This window comes from Pontibacillus sp. ALD_SL1 (genome assembly GCF_017355605.1).
The window spans coordinates 3721647-3738473 of sequence record NZ_CP062974.1; the positions used below are offsets into that span (position 1 = coordinate 3721647).

Here is a 16827-nt window from a genome sequence, read left to right on the forward strand (position 1 = left end):
CAACTCCATCTTTAAAAAATTGAAAAGGCAATCGCTACCCCTCCCCCAATGGCAAAAGCGGTTAGAAATGCTTCAGCCCCTTTTGATAGCCCTGAAATTAAATGACCTGCCATTAGATCTCGCACAGCGTTCGTAATAAGAAGTCCAGGAACAAGGGGCATTACAGAACCTATAATAACCTTATCCGTTTCATGCCCAATGCCGAATGACATAAATGTAAACGCAAGGGTACCAATAAACAATGAAGCCAAGAATTCAGCAAAGAACTTAATTTCAAATAGTTCATGTAATAGCAATAACACCACAAAACCAATTCCACCTGAAATACAAGCTGGTAGGAAATCATACCAATTTCCTTGAAACATAATAGAAAAGCAACCACTAGCCAGCGAAGCTGCTGCAATTTGTGTTCCCATCGAGTAATAAGAGCCGGAGGTATCGATTTCATCCAGCTGTTTGTATGCCTCTCTAAGCGTTAAATCCCCGCCTGTTATGTTTCTTGAAATGCTGTTTGCCTGGGTCACTTTATGTAAATTCGTCGTCCGATCTGAAACTCGAACAAGTTTCGACGGTTCCGTTCGACTTAAAGAAAATACAATGCCTGTCGGTGTCACAAAGCTTTGCGCATCTTCTTTCCCATAGGAAGCTGCAATTCTTGTCATGGTATCTTCAACTCTATATGTTTCCGCCCCGTTTTGGAGCATAATTCTACCGATGAATAAACAGAGTTCTACCATTTCCTGTTGAGTACTTCTCTCTTCCATACGCCTCCTCCTCTCTTGTGATATACACGTGTCTAAAGTTTATCCGATTACGGGCAAGAGAAGCAACAGCTAAAATCAATATGAAAAAGCCAGGTGACTCACTCACCTGACTTGCACTAACCTTTAGAGTTTCTGTTTGAGTTCGCTCCTTATCAGAGCAAAATAAAAAGCGACCCATTTGTAAGGATCGCTTTAACTATGATTTATAAATTTAATAGAATAAACCCACCTATTCCAGCTAAGGCACCGTAGAGAAGTGCTGGTCCTAGTGTTTTTCGGATAATATCCCCTTCTTTACCAGCCAAGCCTACGACTGCTGATGCGGCTACTACATTATGCACGCAAATCATATTCCCGGCAGAAGAGCCCATTACTTGCACGGCTAGAACGATATCGCTATTCATATTCGTTTGGGTAGCAATACTATGTTGAACAGGTGCAAAGGTCAAGTTCGATACGGTTGCGCTTCCTGTAATGAATGATCCAAGCTCTCCCAGATACGGTGCGACAAAGATCCACATGGAACCAAATCCACCAGCCAGTGACTTGGCAATGTATTGAGGCATACTAGCTAACTCGTTGCCGTTAATTCCGGAATTTGTGAAGACTTGGACTAATGCCAATGTAAAGAGTAGAGCTAATCCTGCGTTTTTGATTGAACCAACAGCTTTTACTGAAGCGCTCGCAAATGTTGAAAAAGACTTTCTCTGAATCACTAAAGCTACTAAAGCTGCTACTACTAAAACTGTTCCAGGAGAATATAAGACTTGCCATCCAGAAGAGATCCCTTCAAATCCGAGGATACCTTCCCACGAAAGGTCTAGAACGTTTAGCGTAAATTGTTTTACTGGAGTTACAATGCGTGTAATCAATAATAGTGCTACAACAACTAGGTAAGGAGCCCAAGCAGTTAGTAAACTCATAGGAGAAGCATGTTCATCTTCTTCAAAATCTTCTTGTAATGCTTCTTTCCACTCTTCTTTCGGGAGCAGGATCCCTTTATTGGCAGTTACTGTAGCAACGACTAACCCTGTCAATGCTGCTAATATGGATACAAATTCATGACCGAACCATGTAGCATATAAAAGAGCTGAAATCGAATACGTTAACCCAACCATTAAAGACCATAGTAACAATGGTACGGAAGATTTAAACCCTTTTCCCTTGCCAAAGAAAATGGTTAATATGAGAATCAATATAAATGGAACAAAGGTTGCTCCTAAGAGATCAATTTGAGTAACTTTCACGGCAATTGTTTGAAAGAAATTTAGGTCAGCGCCTGGCACATTACTAAGCCCAACTTGAACAGGTGTACCTACTGCACCAAAAGAAACGGCTGAGCTGTCGGCAATTAGAGCAAGCGCTGCGGCCGCCATCGGTGTAAATCCTAAGGCTACCATTAAAGGACCTGTAACCACAGCTGGTGTGCCAAATCCTGCGGCCCCTTCAATTAAAGAACCAAAAAGGAAAGCCACAATGACGACTTGAACTCTCATATCTTTAGAAATATTCCGGAACCCCTGATTTATGCGCGTAACAGCTCCTGTCCCGCGTAACGTTTCTAAGAGCACGATGGCCCCGAACAGAATGAGAAGGATCGTTAAAGCTTTATGAGTGCCTTGCAATATAGAAGCTAGGATAACATTACTCCCCACTCCCCATACTGTAAAAGATAAAAGGATCACAATAATGGCGCTAAACAACATTCCTTTTACAGCTGACATGCGAAGCAAAACTAAAAAGATAAACGGAGCTATGATGGCACTTAAAGCACTCAATACAAGCATAACGATTTCCTCCTCACTTTATATAAAACTTACACTCTACGAATAAGCAATTTTATTTGTTAGTCGTCAGATGACTGACTCTATCTTAATCATATGTCGAAACATGTGAAAGCTCAATAGATGCTGGTGACAGAGTTGTGTGCATTGTGTGTCGAATTCGTTACAGCATTCCTTCACACGGTTTTACTTGCATAAACGGCGGTCTTGGTCTCTTTTGGTGCCACAAGAACAGGCCACCAAAACGGAGCACCTCTCCAACCGTGCTCTTTCTTTCCTTGCTGATGGAGAAGAATAAGAGCTGGGACATCTGCAGCCACATTACGCGCTACAGCCAGCTCCCCTTGTCCATTTCCAGGAGTATCTGGAGATGACTCAAAGCGCCCGTTCTGATCTAGTCGTTTAATTTGACGACCTTGACGCATGACAATCCACACATACCCCTTTTCCGTAGATTGGTGTTCATTAGAAAGGTAATGAAGCATAGATTGGTAATCTTCAAGATTCCACTCGTAGCCATGTTCCATTTCAATCGTCTGGTGGATATGAGCAAGAATTTCACTCGCCGCTTCTACCGGTATGAGAAACGCTTCCCCCTTGTGTTTAACAGCAGAAACACGCCATTTCTCAAGCTGCTTTGTTACGTGATTGATCGTCTTTTGGATGTGAGTTTTGTAGCCGGTTTGGAACCCAACAGGTAACATACGTTTATGAGGTTTCATCATTCTTATATTTGATAAAAGGATCTTATTAGGGCTGCATGGTATGATTTCTTCCATCGAATCTTTCTGGATAAACACTACCCCCTGATCATGACCACCTCGCTCAAAGGACTCCCTAAGCTCTGTATCAAATTCATGAATCCGCTCCATAATGTCGTAAATACTCCGGGTCGTGTAAAATCGAGTTACCGCCACATCCTCAATTGGCCGAGCCCCATACATACGCGAGTGCTGAAGAACGGTATCTTGTTGGAAAGACTTTGGATTACGTCCATAGAAGAAGCCGATTAAGTTGCCAATCGTAATCCCACGATCTAATATTTGTCCTCCTATGAACACATTCATTGGAGCTCGTAGTTGGAGCTGCCCTGTGTGATCAAGAAGCTCATTCACATCCTTCTCTGAATTGACAACGGAACTGACCACATGTTCTTCTAATACAGCCTTCCGAACTTCGTAAAATACTTCCTGAAAAGAAGGGTGAGGACCATCCACCATAGAAACCGAACAAATCAGATCTTTATAAGAGTCTTCTATGAGGTCACGAAAAATGGGATCATCGTTTTGAGCGCTTTCTTTAAGTTGAGCGTCCATTCGATTTAACAATTCTTCTTGCCAGGCATGGGCCATTTTTCCCCTCTCCGTATGAATCATAAATGAATATTTCTCCATACGAAGTCCGCTTTTTCGTTGCTGCCACCTACGGATTGAACTCCCCACGATGAAGTTAATGAATGCTTCTCTGATATTGTTAATGTTTTTTTGATAGAGAAGCTCATTAAGTTTTATTCTGCGCCTGTCCAGTTTCTTCATTACTTCAAGCTCCCGGTCGTCTACCTCATGAAAAAGGTAAGATGCTAAGTGATCGTCATCTTTAGACCTCTCGAAGTACATCTCTCCACCTACGTACTGATCATGAACAGGCACGAGCTCGGTAAAAGCAGGGCGAACAGGTTGGAACAGTTTATTCTCATGAATTCGTCGCTCTTCTGGTTGTAGGTACAAGGAATAAGGTGTTGCTGTTACTTGCAAGTAAGAAGTTGATGTGAGGACTTCACGTAACTCGTCAATCTTCCCTGAAATAACGCGCATTTCTTTTATATTAGCTTCTGTATTTTTTTGATAGGCAACACTTGCAAAGTCTGCCTCATCATCGATGAAAAGGATCCGCTTAGAAGACAAATCAGGATATTTCTCAAACAATGTCTGTTTCAATCGATCCATATTTTTGGTTTCTTTCTTAACAATGAATGCGAGCTTCTGACGGCGCTCCCACTTTCTTAAGTTATCAGGTAAGCCCATAATATCAAAGACACGCATTTGATCATCTTCGATCTGAGAAGAGAATTCCTGTTGAACTCGGACATAGGTTTGTCTAGCCAATGCATTGGTGCCTTTTGTAAGGATGATAACAAGATCATATCCATTATCGTACGCTAGTCCCATAATCCCTAGGAACGTACGGGTTTTCCCTGATTGAACCTTACCAAGCAGCATACCCGGACGGTTAGAACTAGTATGTTCCTTCACTAAACTCTTGACCGTGCTCTCAATACACTGGGTTGTTACTCTATTGTATTGTTTCTCTTTCTTTAAGGTTTGATAAAATTGACCATCTAATCGGATAGACTGATCAAGGCTGACTGACATAACGGTCACTCCTCTATAATCTTTCCATAAAAAAAGCCATTCCCCTCCAAACAGAGCAATGGCTTTTCTTTAATCTACGTCCTAGTATAACAAATCTCTCTGGAGTAAGGCAGGGGGAGCAGGTCGCTAATCTGAGCACAGGATTATTCTCTTATCAGTAGCAAACTAACACCCAAGGTTCTCCTTTGTATCGTTTTGTATTAAAATGAAGGGGCTACGATAGGAGGCGTTACAATGGAACATAAAGATATCAAATTAATCGCATTAGATATGGACGGGACTTTGTTGAGTCCGAACCATGAGATTTCTGAAGCTAACAAACAGGCTATTCACGAGGCAAAACAAAAAGGGATTCACGTTGTTATTAGCACGGGCCGTTCCTTACCCAATTGCAAAGAGGTTATTGAACCATTAGGTGAATCCGCATATCTTATCACAATTAACGGCGGTGAGATTTATGATGAAGGCTTCAACCTTGTGGAACGTAATCCTTTAAGTGGTAAGGATGTTCGACACCTATGGGATTTGACCAATAAGCACAACGCATTTTTCTGGTCTTCCACTGTAGAAGGACGCTTCAACAGCCATGAACCCTTTGAAAAGGAAGTTGAAGATTATGAATGGCTGAAATATGGATTTGAGTTTGAGGACCCTGAACTTAGAGAAACGATTCTAAGCGAATTAGAGAACAGTGACGCGTTTGAAGTTACGAATTCAAGTCCTACGAATATTGAAGTCAACCCAGCCGGGATTAATAAAGCTACTGCGCTTCGAAAAGTGACGGACTGGTTAGATTTAACTATGGATCAAGTGATGGCAGTCGGAGACAGCGTCAATGATCTGGCTATGATTCGCGAGGCTGGATATGGTGTAGCTATGGGGAATGCTCAGGATATCGTCAAAGAAGAGGCTCAGTGGGTCACAACGACCAACAAAGAAGATGGCGTAGCGAAAGCAATTCGTACAATCTTAGAGCAATAAAACTTAGAATAGAAATAAGGAGCTTGTAAATGAACAAGCTCCTTTTCTAATCTGACTCTCGTAGCGGCTCCGAAATGACAAGATCTTCTGGTACGTCTCCACCACCGCTCGGTGTAAATGGGATATGAGACAGGTCAGCTTCCTTGTATTCTACATAAGCACCTCCGCTCGCATTAAAAGAAGAGGATAGAACTGTCCCCTGAACCTTCCCACCCCCTGCAATAGTAAAGCTTGCATTCGGAGCATATAAAATAGATGAATACGTTCTTGCACCTCCAGATATTTTCATCCGGTCTCCACCAGTGAAAATATGGCCCTGGAAACCACCGCCTCCAGTAAGTTCTATATCAGCAGTCTCAGCATATAAAGAACCATATATCATTTGATTTCCAGAAAGCTTTACTTTTCTTGCTTTATGAGAATCTCTTAAATACACATTTAACTGGCTAATTGCACCCCCTTGATTAATGGTACTCCCAGACCCCATTGATATCTCATCTTGTACATAGATCGTTAACTTTCCCGAACCCTTAATATTGATATGACCGTTACTGACATTAAGATGCCCGATCACAAGGGATTTGTCCTTATTTCCTACATCAATATTCAACGTATAATTACTACCCAGCTTAACTTCTGAAAAAGTAGCACTTTCCTTTAAATCAAGCGTATAATTCTCTGCCAACCAACTGTCTACCTTTAGCTTACCGTCTTTTATAACATCGTGTTTATTGTGTTGTGTACCAATTCTCTCATCAGGATAAACGGGATATTGGGGATAGGTAGGAAAAGGCGGGAGTTCAAATGGGACGGGCTCATCCATAGGTATGGGTGGCGGTATATTCATGTAATCCTTTGCATCTATGGCTCTATTTTCTGCCCCTTTAGGAACATAAATATCTCCATTAACTGAGGTCCCCCCACTAAAAGATACCGTACCAGAAGAACCCGAATTTGTACCCACGTTCCCTTTAATAGTCGCGCCCCCTTTAAGGGAAATAGTAGTCTCCGTAAACACTGCCATATTACTCGGGATAGAGAGACCACCTTTTTCTTTCCAATTTACATAGAAAAATTTCTCTACAGTCCTTGATCGCTGCCCAATGACCCCTTCTGAAAGGATGCGGTACGTTCTTGGGTTTTGATTATTCACTTTTTCTATGGTTATATTAGCTTCAGGTTGTTCGTTAAACGTTTTTTCGAATGAATCAATTGTAGTCGTTCGTATAAGATCGCTTTCTAATTGATTATAAAATTCGCCCAGTTTATCTGTGTTCTTATAATAATAAGTGATTCGGTCCTCTACATTTTTCATTTTCTGCGTGATCCCTGCTTCTGCTATGTAAAAGGAAGCCTGGTAATCCCGCTCACCAGACGTCATTTTTGTATTATTCAACACAAGTCCCATTAAACCCAGACCTAAAACAGATAATACTACGAATACCATAAGGACAATAGGTAGGGCCATTCCTTGTTCATTCCACCTATTCTGTTTTTCCATACGATTACTCCCTTATATAAAGATCGGTTGAAAGTGTAGCAACCTTTTCAAATTCATTTGGAAAACTCTTGATTGTAATTGTAATCTTTCCACTTTTTTCTTGAACTGAAAATTCTTCAATATCTTCAACCAGTACAGACTCACCCTTATATAAGTTCTTTCCTCTAAGTTCAAACGCATGGGAATTCGTTTGTAGGGTGTCTGAAGAAACTGAAACCGTTTCAGCTCTCCTCACTTCTTTCGTAATAACATTCATGGCGTAACGAACATTAGATTCGTTTTCAATTTGAGCTGACTGACTGACAAATTGCTTCTGTCCAAACATGTGAGCATTGCTAATTAAGAGAATGACGATTCCTAAAAGTGCTAAAGCCGCTAATAACTCAACTAACGTTACACCCTTTTCATTTCTAAGTGACGTTCTCATATCAGTTCTCCCACCTATAGATCGTTTCCATCTGAGCTTCTAACCTGGATTTTGTCGCATCATTATACACTTTCACTAAAACGTTTGATAGCTCGTTTTGAGGCTCTTTAATCGAGAGGTATACATAATAATCATTTACAATTTGTTCATAGTGGTACCAGTTATCTTCTGTTTTTACTAGATTCATATTTTTCACTTGGCTCTTGGCATTTTCAAATGTGTAGGTAGTGCTTAAGTGATACACTTCTTCCATTTTAGACTGGGCTAAATAGGTGGCATCTAATACATCTGTTGAAATGGATGAAGTTTTCATTGTTTGGGTAAACATGGGCAGGAAGGCAAGAATGATAATGGCTAGGATCGCAATAGAGGCAATAATTTCGATTAGTGTGATTCCACGTTCAGATTTAAAATTGTTTATTTTACACATCATCTGACAAACCATCCTTCTTTATTGAATCACAAACTTTATTACTACTATCGTACCATATTCCCCCACCTCTTTTATATTCTCAATAAAAGAAAGCCAACACCTAGTAAGGTGTTGGCTATACGACTATCATTCTACTTTAACAATGATCGCTGTTAATGGATCTAACGTAATGGAATCACTTGTTAATTCAAATCCACTCGGACTCTGTACTTTTTGAGATCCTGCTTCGTCGTTGTCGACAAGAACTGTGCCTTTCGTTAAGTCCGTATCTAACGTAAGGTTTCGAGTCTCGCTATCTGCATTAACAAACACATAATAGGAGCCAGTTCCATCTGTTGATTGAGCTTTGTATGCTACAACTAAATCTTCATCCTGGATTTCAGGTGCAGCTATTCTTGTTACATTTTCATTAACCAGTTCCATTTCACCTAATCGAAAAGCGTTTGTAGACTGACGCAATTTAACTAATCCAGCTGTGAACTCTTTTGTTGTTGTACTGACTGGATAATCTTCTTCGTTTGTAGCTTTGGCCCAGTTGAACATATTAATGGCGTCAGATGAATCATAGGAATCATGGATAAAGTACCCAAACAGATTCCCTTCTTCATCTGTAAGCTCGTGATACTTCTGTTCAGGTACTCCTTCACCAAACCACTGTTTTGTTCTTCCATACTCTTGGCCAGCATGAAGGAACGCGGTGCCCTGTGAAGTCAATACCATCGTATTCCCTAGACGAATGCGCTTATGAATCTCTTCATGATTCTCTGGAATACTTGGATCCTTTTGAATGGACTGCGCAATAACATCATATAGAGGCAGGTTGTCGTGGGCTGCTATATATTGCACCATATCACCTGGATCATCTGCTGGTGTATTGGATGGCTGCCCTTTGATATTGTTGAAGATTGTATCGATCGAGCGAGCACCACCTGTGATAAAACGCGGTTCTCCCTCTGAACCAAAACCGGACTTCAACTCGTTACGCATCTCATCAGAGAACACTCCAACGTCATTTGTTTCATCCATCCAGTCCTGGTCCGCACCTTGCCCTTCTAGAGCTGGTTCTGCTATTGCACCACCAAAGGTTCTCCACCCTTCACCAATGAAGAGAGCATCAGGGTTAATTTCTGCAGCTGCATTATAAGCATTCTGGATCGATTCGTTATAGGCATCTCCCATCATATCAAAACGCATTCCATCAATTTTATATTCGTCAAACCAATATTTAACAGAATCAACCATTAACTTCTCAGCCATCTTATGATTAGCTGCTAGATTGTTCCCAAACCCTCCAATAAAATTCCCATCGCTATCCTGATAGAAATAATAGTCTGGAACAATATCGTTTAGAAAGTCGGATTTAGCCATATGGGTATATACGACATCTAATACGACACCCATGTCTGCTTCATGAATTTCGTGAATCATTTGCTTTAGCTCTTTCACTCTTTGTTCTGGATCTGCAGGGTTTTCAGAATAAGCACCGTCTGGGGAAAAGTAGTTATGAGGATCATAACCCCAGTTGTATGAATTATTCGCCGCAGAATATTCGAGCTCTCTCTCATCCATTGCTGTTTCATCCCCGTAATACCAGGCCATTACAGGCAGAATTTGAACGTGTGTGACACCTAATGACTTTACATACTCCAGCTTTTCACTAAAGGAATTAAATGTGCCCCACTGATTGTCTAATTCTCCTGAAATAGATGGGTCAGACGTGAAGTCTCTTACATGCACTTCCCATATCACAGCATCTTCTCGTTTCTCAAATCCCGGAATGTCTGCATGGGTAAAGTTCTCAGGGTTCGTCTGACTTAAATCAACGATAGCTGCTTTCCCTGTCTTGTCCCCATCTGGCCCCGCTTCTCCTTTCGTGTCGACAGTAAAAGGAGCCATAGACTTCGCATATGGATCTAAAACGGTTTTCGTTTCTCCATTATTCGTAACCTCATACTGGTAATAGTACCCTCTAAGGTCATCTATCCCTAAATCAGTTGCTTTTGCATCCAACGTCCAAACGCCCTTATCTCCTTTTGTCAGAGTCATCCGGCCAATGGATTCATCCCAATTCTCTTTATCATAAAATGTCGCAACCACGTTACTTGCTGTTGGTGCCCACAGCTTCATTGTTGCATCACCATTGTGATACGTAGCACCGAGGTCTTCCCCTTCATAGGAATAAAGCTCATCGATCATTCGCCAGCCTACATCTGCTGAAACCGTACGCCCAGCATACGTAACTTCGAATGGTGCCATCTCAGGTGTAATGGAAACCTCCAACTCTACGGTTGTCTCATCAACAATTGTAACTCCTTCAACCGGTACATCCTCACCTTCTTTATCAACAATAGTAATCGCATCTTGTAACTGACCTTCTGTTAGTCCTTTCGTCATTGTATAACTTAACAGAAGTTTGTCTTGTGAGAGTACCTCAGCTGATACAAGTCCTGTAGGGGTCTCCCAATAAGGAGAGGTATAAACCGTATTATCCCCTTCTTGGATCCAAAGGCGATTATATTGATCAAGCAAGGAGAACACCTTGTCTCCTGCCTCTTTTTCTCCACTTTCCTTATCTAGTACAAGGAAACCTAATTCTTTAGCATCTTCTTTTAAAGTAACGTCAACATAGGCGCCGTATTCATCCACTCCATCAAACGACAAGGCACCCATTGGCCAATCTTCACTAGGCTCTTTAACATCTTCCCAAATCCAAATACCTAGATTGTCGTATGTCTCATCTTCTCGAACGTAATGAATGCGAACCTCATTTTCCTCAAGTTCTACCGGTTCATAAGGGAGCACCTTTTTTCCTCCTTGTTGCACCCATACTTCCTTTTTATCGGGCGTTGTAAGTTGTACGCTCTGATCTTCTAGCTGTTTCTCTCCACTTCCCCGATTTACGACTAAGAAACCAACATTTTGCGCATTCTCTTTTAATTTAATATCCACGTATGCGCCGTACTCATCTGTTCCTTCAAAAAGCAGAGCTCCTTTAGGCCAATTTTCTGTCGGTGAAGTCACATCATTCCATATCCACACACCTAAGTCTTCATACGATTCCTGATCATTCTGATAGTGTATACGAAGAGTGCCTTCTGGTACTTCCGATTGTTCCTCATAATCCCCAGGTCCCACCAGAATGATATCTCCCTCTACCTCTAACCCTTCAGGAACAGTAACTCCTTGAGCGAGATAGAGATTACCTTTAACGACTATATTTGTTAAAGATAGCTCATTTGTGGCAATCAGAGCGTTTCCATGAATGGTTTTTCCTGAATACGCCTCCGGCTTGTTAGCTACTACATCGAAGATCTGGTTACGTATAACAGCCAATTGAGATCGTTTAATCTTTTTATTTTGATGAAACTTGTTATTGTTATACCCTTTCATATATCCGGCTTCAACCATCGCCCCAACCGCATTTAGAGTTTCTGAGTCCATTTGCTTTCTATCTTTAAACGTGACATGCTCTCCTTTTCCCTCTGTATCCATTTCGAGAACAGTAGTCATCACTTTAACAAACTCTCCTCTTGAAATAGGTTGTTGCGGGCGAATAGAGGGCTTCGATGTATCCGATACATATCCAGCTGCCATTGCCTTTGCCACTGCACTTTCGATCCAACCTCCATTTACATCCTTGAAAGGAACTTCTTCTGTGTCACTAAATAGAAAGGTGTTATTCAAAATATGATAGAACTCAGCACGCGTTACCAATTGTTTATTTCCTTCTGGCTTCCATAGGTCAATTGCTGATTCATTCCCATGACCTTTTTCATCTGTCATAGCGTATGTAACTCCCGGTGTTAATGCCATACTTAGAAGCAAAACTACTACAATCCCTATTCTGAAAGCTTTCTTCATAAAGCCTCCCCTTCCCCATGAACGAATTTCCTTATAACGGCGCCCTAGTGCAATCGATTTCATTTTAGGCAACCCTTCGCCTCCACTATCTATAAGATTAAGACAGTGACAAAAAAAGTTTACTGCAAATAAAATGAAAGCGTTTGCACAAAAGTGGTTTAAAAACTAGTAACGTTATCTGAATCTATTACTAGAGCAGGAGCGAAGCTATAAAGTTATCCATATTAAACCAAAATATAGATATGTTGTAAATCCTACTTTTGACTACCAACTAGTATATTTGGCTTACAAACTAGTTTTAATCATGTTTTTTAAATATTGCCATACATATGGATTAGCAACTGTTTATAGGGGGAGATCTCTTTGCTTCCATTATGGAAAAAACAACCTCAATCCTCTACAAAGGAATTGATGAATGCTCTAAAAATGAAGACAATTAAAGACGATCTGCTACACAACTCCATTCAACCTTTAACAGCATTCGAACAAAGCATTGTAGACGAAATCACTATAGCTACTCAAACTCACAATGAATCAAATATCACACGAACGAATCAATACCTATCATTTTATAACACCTATCCTGAAATCGAGTGGGCTCTGTTAGCTCACCTTGTTTCAAGAAACAGTGGTTGGAGTATGACCGACTTAAAGGGAGAATGGTTGTCTAAACTTCTATCAGAGAAGGAGCAAAAGAACTACTTCAGGCTTTTAGAACGAGCAAATTGGCTAATCTTCCAAGATGCATTTCCTCAACTCCTTCTCTATCACTATAGCCTTCAACATAATCAGTCCTTATTTCATTTACTAACACAATTTAACGTATCCTGTTTCATGGAACCAATATGGAACTCCTTTCTAGAGAAACAAGACCGTTCCATTTTGTCTACTGCACTTATCATGAATGAACAACACTATATCGAGAAAAGGGTAATCCATAACCCTTTTTTTAAACAAGCCGTTTTGGACACCTTAGATTTTAAAATACAAGAATGGCTCGGTTTAACTCAAATATTATTTCCATATGCCAATAAGGGGAAACAAAAAGAAATTCATTTTAGTGGACATACCGTTTATCAATTCGCTTCCATTTCAAGTCGTATCAATTTTGGAAAAAAACTTTATGCAACTCTTTTCTCCAACTCTAAGCGGTTACGCTCAATTGTTCATTGGGCAGAGAAACACCCTCACACCGGATCACGAAAAGATTATTGGCCGCACCTTTTCCATACCGTTCGGGAATCACCACCAGGAAAGCTTTCCATTAAGCTTGAACGCTGCCGAATACGAAAAGGAGCTACTCGTATATACAGCCCACCTTTAAACATAGCCTGGGAAATAATAGACCATTCCCCATCTTCTCCAGATGATTGGTTTACTCATTGGGACCTTGCTTCACCTTTACTTACACCTCCTACTTCAACAGAAGAAAACATAAAAGAAGCTCATTGTGAAGCACTGAGTAAAATTGAACTGGCTGTAGCAGCTAAGCAGATTATCTTCCACAGGAGGGAGTGAACAACCAACGTAACAAGAAATAAAGGAATTTACTACTTAATGAAGAAGGGGTAAGGAAAGCATGATAAAGGAAGTGAGTCTTTGCATTGCAAAAAAAGGATACGTGATTACGGAGTAAAGATAGGTCGTTTAGAAGCGGGGAAGAACAATAGTATTACAGATGTAGCCGGGGTTACGGTGGGTCATGCAACCATCGATGATCAAGAGTGGAAAACAGGTGTAACGGCGATTATGCCGCACCAGGGAAACACGTTTCATGAGAAACTAATCGCATCTTCCTATGTCCTTAACGGGTTTGGTAAAACAGTAGGGACTGTCCAATTAAACGAGTTAGGGACTCTCGAGACTCCCATTTTATTAACGAATACGTTAAGTATTGGGGCAGCTACTGAGGGGCTCACAAAATACATATTAGAGCATAATAAAACGATAGGTAGAACAACAGGGACAGTGAACCCTGTAGTAGGTGAATGCAATGACATGCTCATTAATCATATACGAGAATCAGCGGTTACTAGTGAACATGTGTATAAAGCGATTGAGACAGCATCTGCGACATTCGAGGAAGGAGCAATTGGGGCTGGGCGCGGGATGGTATGTTATGGATTAAAAGGTGGTATTGGGACTTCTTCCCGCCTAATAGATCTCACCCATGGAACATATACAATAGGCGTTCTCGTTTTAGCTAACTTTGGTCAAATGGAGGATTTAAACGTGAGCGGCACTCCCGTTGGACAATCCATACATGACCACTTGAGTCACTCTCCAAATGAACCTGATCGAGGATCCATTATGATTATTGTGGCTACAGACCTCCCGGTTACAGACCGTCAGCTAAACAGAATCATTAAACGCACGAGTACTGGACTAGCCAGAACAGGATCGACCATTGCTCATGGAAGCGGGGATATTGCTATTGGATTTTCCACCGCCACAAAGATCCCTCACGATAAACCAACCGTACCAATATCCATATCTTCTGTTCATGAAGAAGATTTAAACCCTGCTTTTCGAGCAGTTGGAGAAGCGACAGAAGAAGCAATACTTAATGCACTCGTTACAGCTGAAACGACTACTATGCGAGACGGGCGTGAAGCGATGTCTCTTGTAGAAGCAATGGAACGGCATGGGCTGTCTTTTGAACAATAGTCTAACTACCTCATGATAAACATATAAAAACGACCAGAACTCGACTCTGGTCGTTTTAATTTTGAACGATTAAAGAAGTAAAACTTCCTAACTTGTTGTGAATAAATAGGGCTTAGATCAATGCAAACGTCTAAGCAGCATACATTCGCTTGATGAAAGGGTGAGAGATAATGTATTCTCTTTGGTTTTATATACAGATTTATGGCAAATATCCTGCCATCTTCCCTTTTTAGCCGGTACGGTGATTGATTTCTCTTCATTAATATTTCGATTAAAAACAAACATCAACTCTTCATCTGATGCTTCCATTCCGAATTCATCTACTCCGTTTTCAATTGAGCGAACAAACATATATACATCAGGATCCTGGGCTTTCGAAACCCAACTCCCTGTTCGAAGAGCTTGGTGTTCACGTCTAATAGATCCCATCATTTTGTACCAGTTCAGAAGATCTTGATCTTCTCTCCCCCATGGATAAGACTTTCGATTATCTGGATCTTCTCCTCCAGTTAAACCTGCTTCGTCTCCATAATACAAAGACGGCACTCCCGGAAAAGTATAAAGCCACAAGCTCAACGCTTTAAGCTGTTTAGAGATAAGTTTTTCCTTTTCATCTATTGATTGAACAGGCAACGCCTCTTCTAATAAGGTTTTTATCCGCTCTACGTCATGACTTGAGAGCATGTTCATCACAGCATAAAAATATTCTTTTGGATAATGCTCCCGCAATGTAACAAGTCGGGTATGCAGTGTGATTGCGTCCATCTCTCCACGAATAAAATCGAGCATAAGTGCTCTTAAAGGATAATTCATAACAGAGTCCAAGACGCCTCCGAGAAAATAATCTCGCCGCTTTCCATAAGCAGTTTTGTTTGATGCATCTTCCCACACTTCTCCTAAAAGAACACTATCAGGCTGGTGTTTTTTTAGCTTTTGATAAATCATACGAATTAGATCGTCCGTTAACTCATCTGCTACGTCTAAACGCCAATGGTTCATCCCTGATCGTTGCCATGTTCTGATGACGCTATCCTCATCATGGACAAGAAAATGCTGATAACTCTTATCTTCTTTATTCAGTGTTGGTAACGTTCCCACACCCCACCAGGCATCATACTCATCTGGATACTGGTGAAACGTATACCACGAATAATAAGGGGATTCTTTAGATTGATAGGCTCCAACCGAATCATATTCTCCGCGCTGATTAAAGTATATGCTGTTGCTGCCTGTATGGCTGAATACACCATCAAGCATAATTTCAATGCCACGATCTTTTCCCTCTTTAATCAACTCTTCAAAATCTTCTTTCGTCCCTAAGAGAGGGTCGATTTTATGATAATCTCCTGTATCATATCGATGGTTACTTTCCGCCTCGAAGATCGGATTCAGGTAAATGACTGTTACACCAAGAGACTCTATATAGTCAAGTTTTTCAATGATCCCTTTAATGTTCCCCCCAAAGAAGTCCCACCTTACAACTTCTCTTCGCTCATTGCGAATATAGTAAGGATCATTATCCCAATGGGCATGAATAAGGCTCGTTTTAGGGGCTTTCGTCATTTCAATATCCCCAGAGGCACGAAATCGATCCGGAAATATTTGATACATTGTAGCGTTTTTCCACCAGTCTGGTGTTTGATAGGAGGGGTCATAAACGGTGATTTGCCAAGAAGGGGGATTATCCCCATACACCATACCTTCTCCGCTTTCTTCGGCACTTTTACGACCATAATATAAGGAGCGGTCTTCTGTTTCAATTTCAAAGAAATACCAGACTAGTTGAGGTTGCTCAGGCATTGTAATGGTCACTTCAAACCCACTAAACTGGTGTTCCTCACTGTATAAGTCCATTTCCTTAATATGTTCTTCATTTGTTTGATCATAAATATAATGGAGACTCACTCGTGATACATGTTGGCGGTGATGCACGTCAATACTCAATTTTACATGTGATCCATTTGGCGCTGCACCAAATGGATCACGATAGACGGTTTCAAAACTATTATGATATATATCCAAATGCTTCACCTGGGC

11 protein-coding genes are annotated in these 16827 nt (G+C 40.9%); 3 read left to right on the top strand and 8 right to left on the bottom strand.

Features of this window, described 5'->3' with window-relative positions; translation table 11 throughout:
- Nucleotides 1–11: 11 nt before the first annotated feature.
- The 3 genes from IMZ31_RS18395 to IMZ31_RS18405 all read right to left on the bottom strand — a co-directional run bounded on the left by IMZ31_RS18395 (nucleotide 12) and on the right by IMZ31_RS18405 (nucleotide 4920).
- Nucleotides 12–764: a threonine/serine exporter family protein gene (locus IMZ31_RS18395; protein ID WP_207528682.1), complete on the bottom strand. Its 753-nt coding sequence runs from the start codon at nucleotides 762–764 to the stop codon at nucleotides 12–14.
- Between the two features lie 203 nt (nucleotides 765–967).
- Nucleotides 968–2551 (bottom strand): L-lactate permease, encoded by a 1584-nt coding sequence (locus tag IMZ31_RS18400; protein WP_207528683.1) that lies wholly within the window; start codon nucleotides 2549–2551, stop codon nucleotides 968–970.
- A 173-nt stretch (nucleotides 2552–2724) separates the two neighbouring features.
- The gene (locus IMZ31_RS18405; RefSeq protein WP_207528684.1) at nucleotides 2725–4920 is read right to left on the bottom strand and encodes a Z1 domain-containing protein; all 2196 of its coding nucleotides are present in this window, start codon (nucleotides 4918–4920) and stop codon (nucleotides 2725–2727) included.
- Between the two features lie 234 nt (nucleotides 4921–5154).
- On the opposite strand from IMZ31_RS18405, the gene IMZ31_RS18410 reads away from it, so the two are divergent.
- Nucleotides 5155–5901, top strand: coding sequence for a Cof-type HAD-IIB family hydrolase (locus IMZ31_RS18410; protein ID WP_207528685.1), 747 nt, complete (start codon nucleotides 5155–5157; stop codon nucleotides 5899–5901).
- Between the two features lie 46 nt (nucleotides 5902–5947).
- Here the strand turns inward: IMZ31_RS18410 and IMZ31_RS18415 are convergent, their stop codons facing one another.
- From IMZ31_RS18415 to IMZ31_RS18430, 4 genes are all read right to left on the bottom strand, one after another.
- The gene (locus tag IMZ31_RS18415) at nucleotides 5948–7402 is read right to left on the bottom strand and encodes a DUF7305 domain-containing protein (protein ID WP_207528686.1); all 1455 of its coding nucleotides are present in this window, start codon (nucleotides 7400–7402) and stop codon (nucleotides 5948–5950) included.
- 4 nt (nucleotides 7403–7406) lie between these two features.
- Nucleotides 7407–7829, bottom strand: coding sequence for a PilW family protein (locus IMZ31_RS18420; protein ID WP_207528687.1), 423 nt, complete (start codon nucleotides 7827–7829; stop codon nucleotides 7407–7409).
- Nucleotide 7830: 1 nt separating this feature from the next.
- Nucleotides 7831–8262, bottom strand: coding sequence for a prepilin-type N-terminal cleavage/methylation domain-containing protein (locus IMZ31_RS18425; protein ID WP_207528688.1), 432 nt, complete (start codon nucleotides 8260–8262; stop codon nucleotides 7831–7833).
- A 126-nt stretch (nucleotides 8263–8388) separates the two neighbouring features.
- Complete coding sequence (locus tag IMZ31_RS18430; protein WP_242705733.1) at nucleotides 8389–12186, bottom strand: pullulanase; 3798 nt, start codon at nucleotides 12184–12186, stop codon at nucleotides 8389–8391.
- A 300-nt stretch (nucleotides 12187–12486) separates the two neighbouring features.
- On the opposite strand from IMZ31_RS18430, the gene IMZ31_RS18435 reads away from it, so the two are divergent.
- Both IMZ31_RS18435 and IMZ31_RS18440 read left to right on the top strand, forming a co-directional pair.
- Nucleotides 12487–13641 carry a DUF2515 family protein gene (locus IMZ31_RS18435; RefSeq protein ID WP_207528690.1) on the top strand — a complete coding sequence of 385 codons (1155 nt, stop codon included), beginning with the start codon at nucleotides 12487–12489 and terminating at the stop codon, nucleotides 13639–13641.
- Nucleotides 13642–13722: 81 nt separating this feature from the next.
- Nucleotides 13723–14790 (top strand): DmpA family aminopeptidase, encoded by a 1068-nt coding sequence (locus IMZ31_RS18440; protein WP_207528691.1) that lies wholly within the window; start codon nucleotides 13723–13725, stop codon nucleotides 14788–14790.
- Between the two features lie 117 nt (nucleotides 14791–14907).
- Here IMZ31_RS18440 and IMZ31_RS18445 read toward each other — a convergent pair whose 3' ends face one another.
- Entirely contained in the window at nucleotides 14908–16821 is a 1914-nt protein-coding gene (locus IMZ31_RS18445) for a glycoside hydrolase family 13 protein (protein ID WP_207528692.1), read from the bottom strand.
- Nucleotides 16822–16827 lie beyond the last annotated feature (6 nt).

Bases quoted from the DNA above. Each gene is read 5' to 3' on its own strand.
- IMZ31_RS18395 (WP_207528682.1), bottom strand. From the start codon at position 764: ATGGAAGAGAGAAGTACTCAACAGGAAATGGTAGAACTCTGTTTATTC.
- IMZ31_RS18400 (WP_207528683.1), bottom strand. From the start codon at position 2,551: ATGCTTGTATTGAGTGCTTTAAGTGCCATCATAGCTCCGTTTATCTTT.
- IMZ31_RS18405 (WP_207528684.1), bottom strand. From the start codon at position 4,920: ATGTCAGTCAGCCTTGATCAGTCTATCCGATTAGATGGTCAATTTTAT.
- IMZ31_RS18410 (WP_207528685.1), top strand. From the start codon at position 5,155: ATGGAACATAAAGATATCAAATTAATCGCATTAGATATGGACGGGACT.
- IMZ31_RS18415 (WP_207528686.1), bottom strand. From the start codon at position 7,402: ATGGAAAAACAGAATAGGTGGAATGAACAAGGAATGGCCCTACCTATT.
- IMZ31_RS18420 (WP_207528687.1), bottom strand. From the start codon at position 7,829: ATGAGAACGTCACTTAGAAATGAAAAGGGTGTAACGTTAGTTGAGTTA.
- IMZ31_RS18425 (WP_207528688.1), bottom strand. From the start codon at position 8,262: ATGATGTGTAAAATAAACAATTTTAAATCTGAACGTGGAATCACACTA.
- IMZ31_RS18430 (WP_242705733.1), bottom strand. From the start codon at position 12,186: ATGAAATCGATTGCACTAGGGCGCCGTTATAAGGAAATTCGTTCATGG.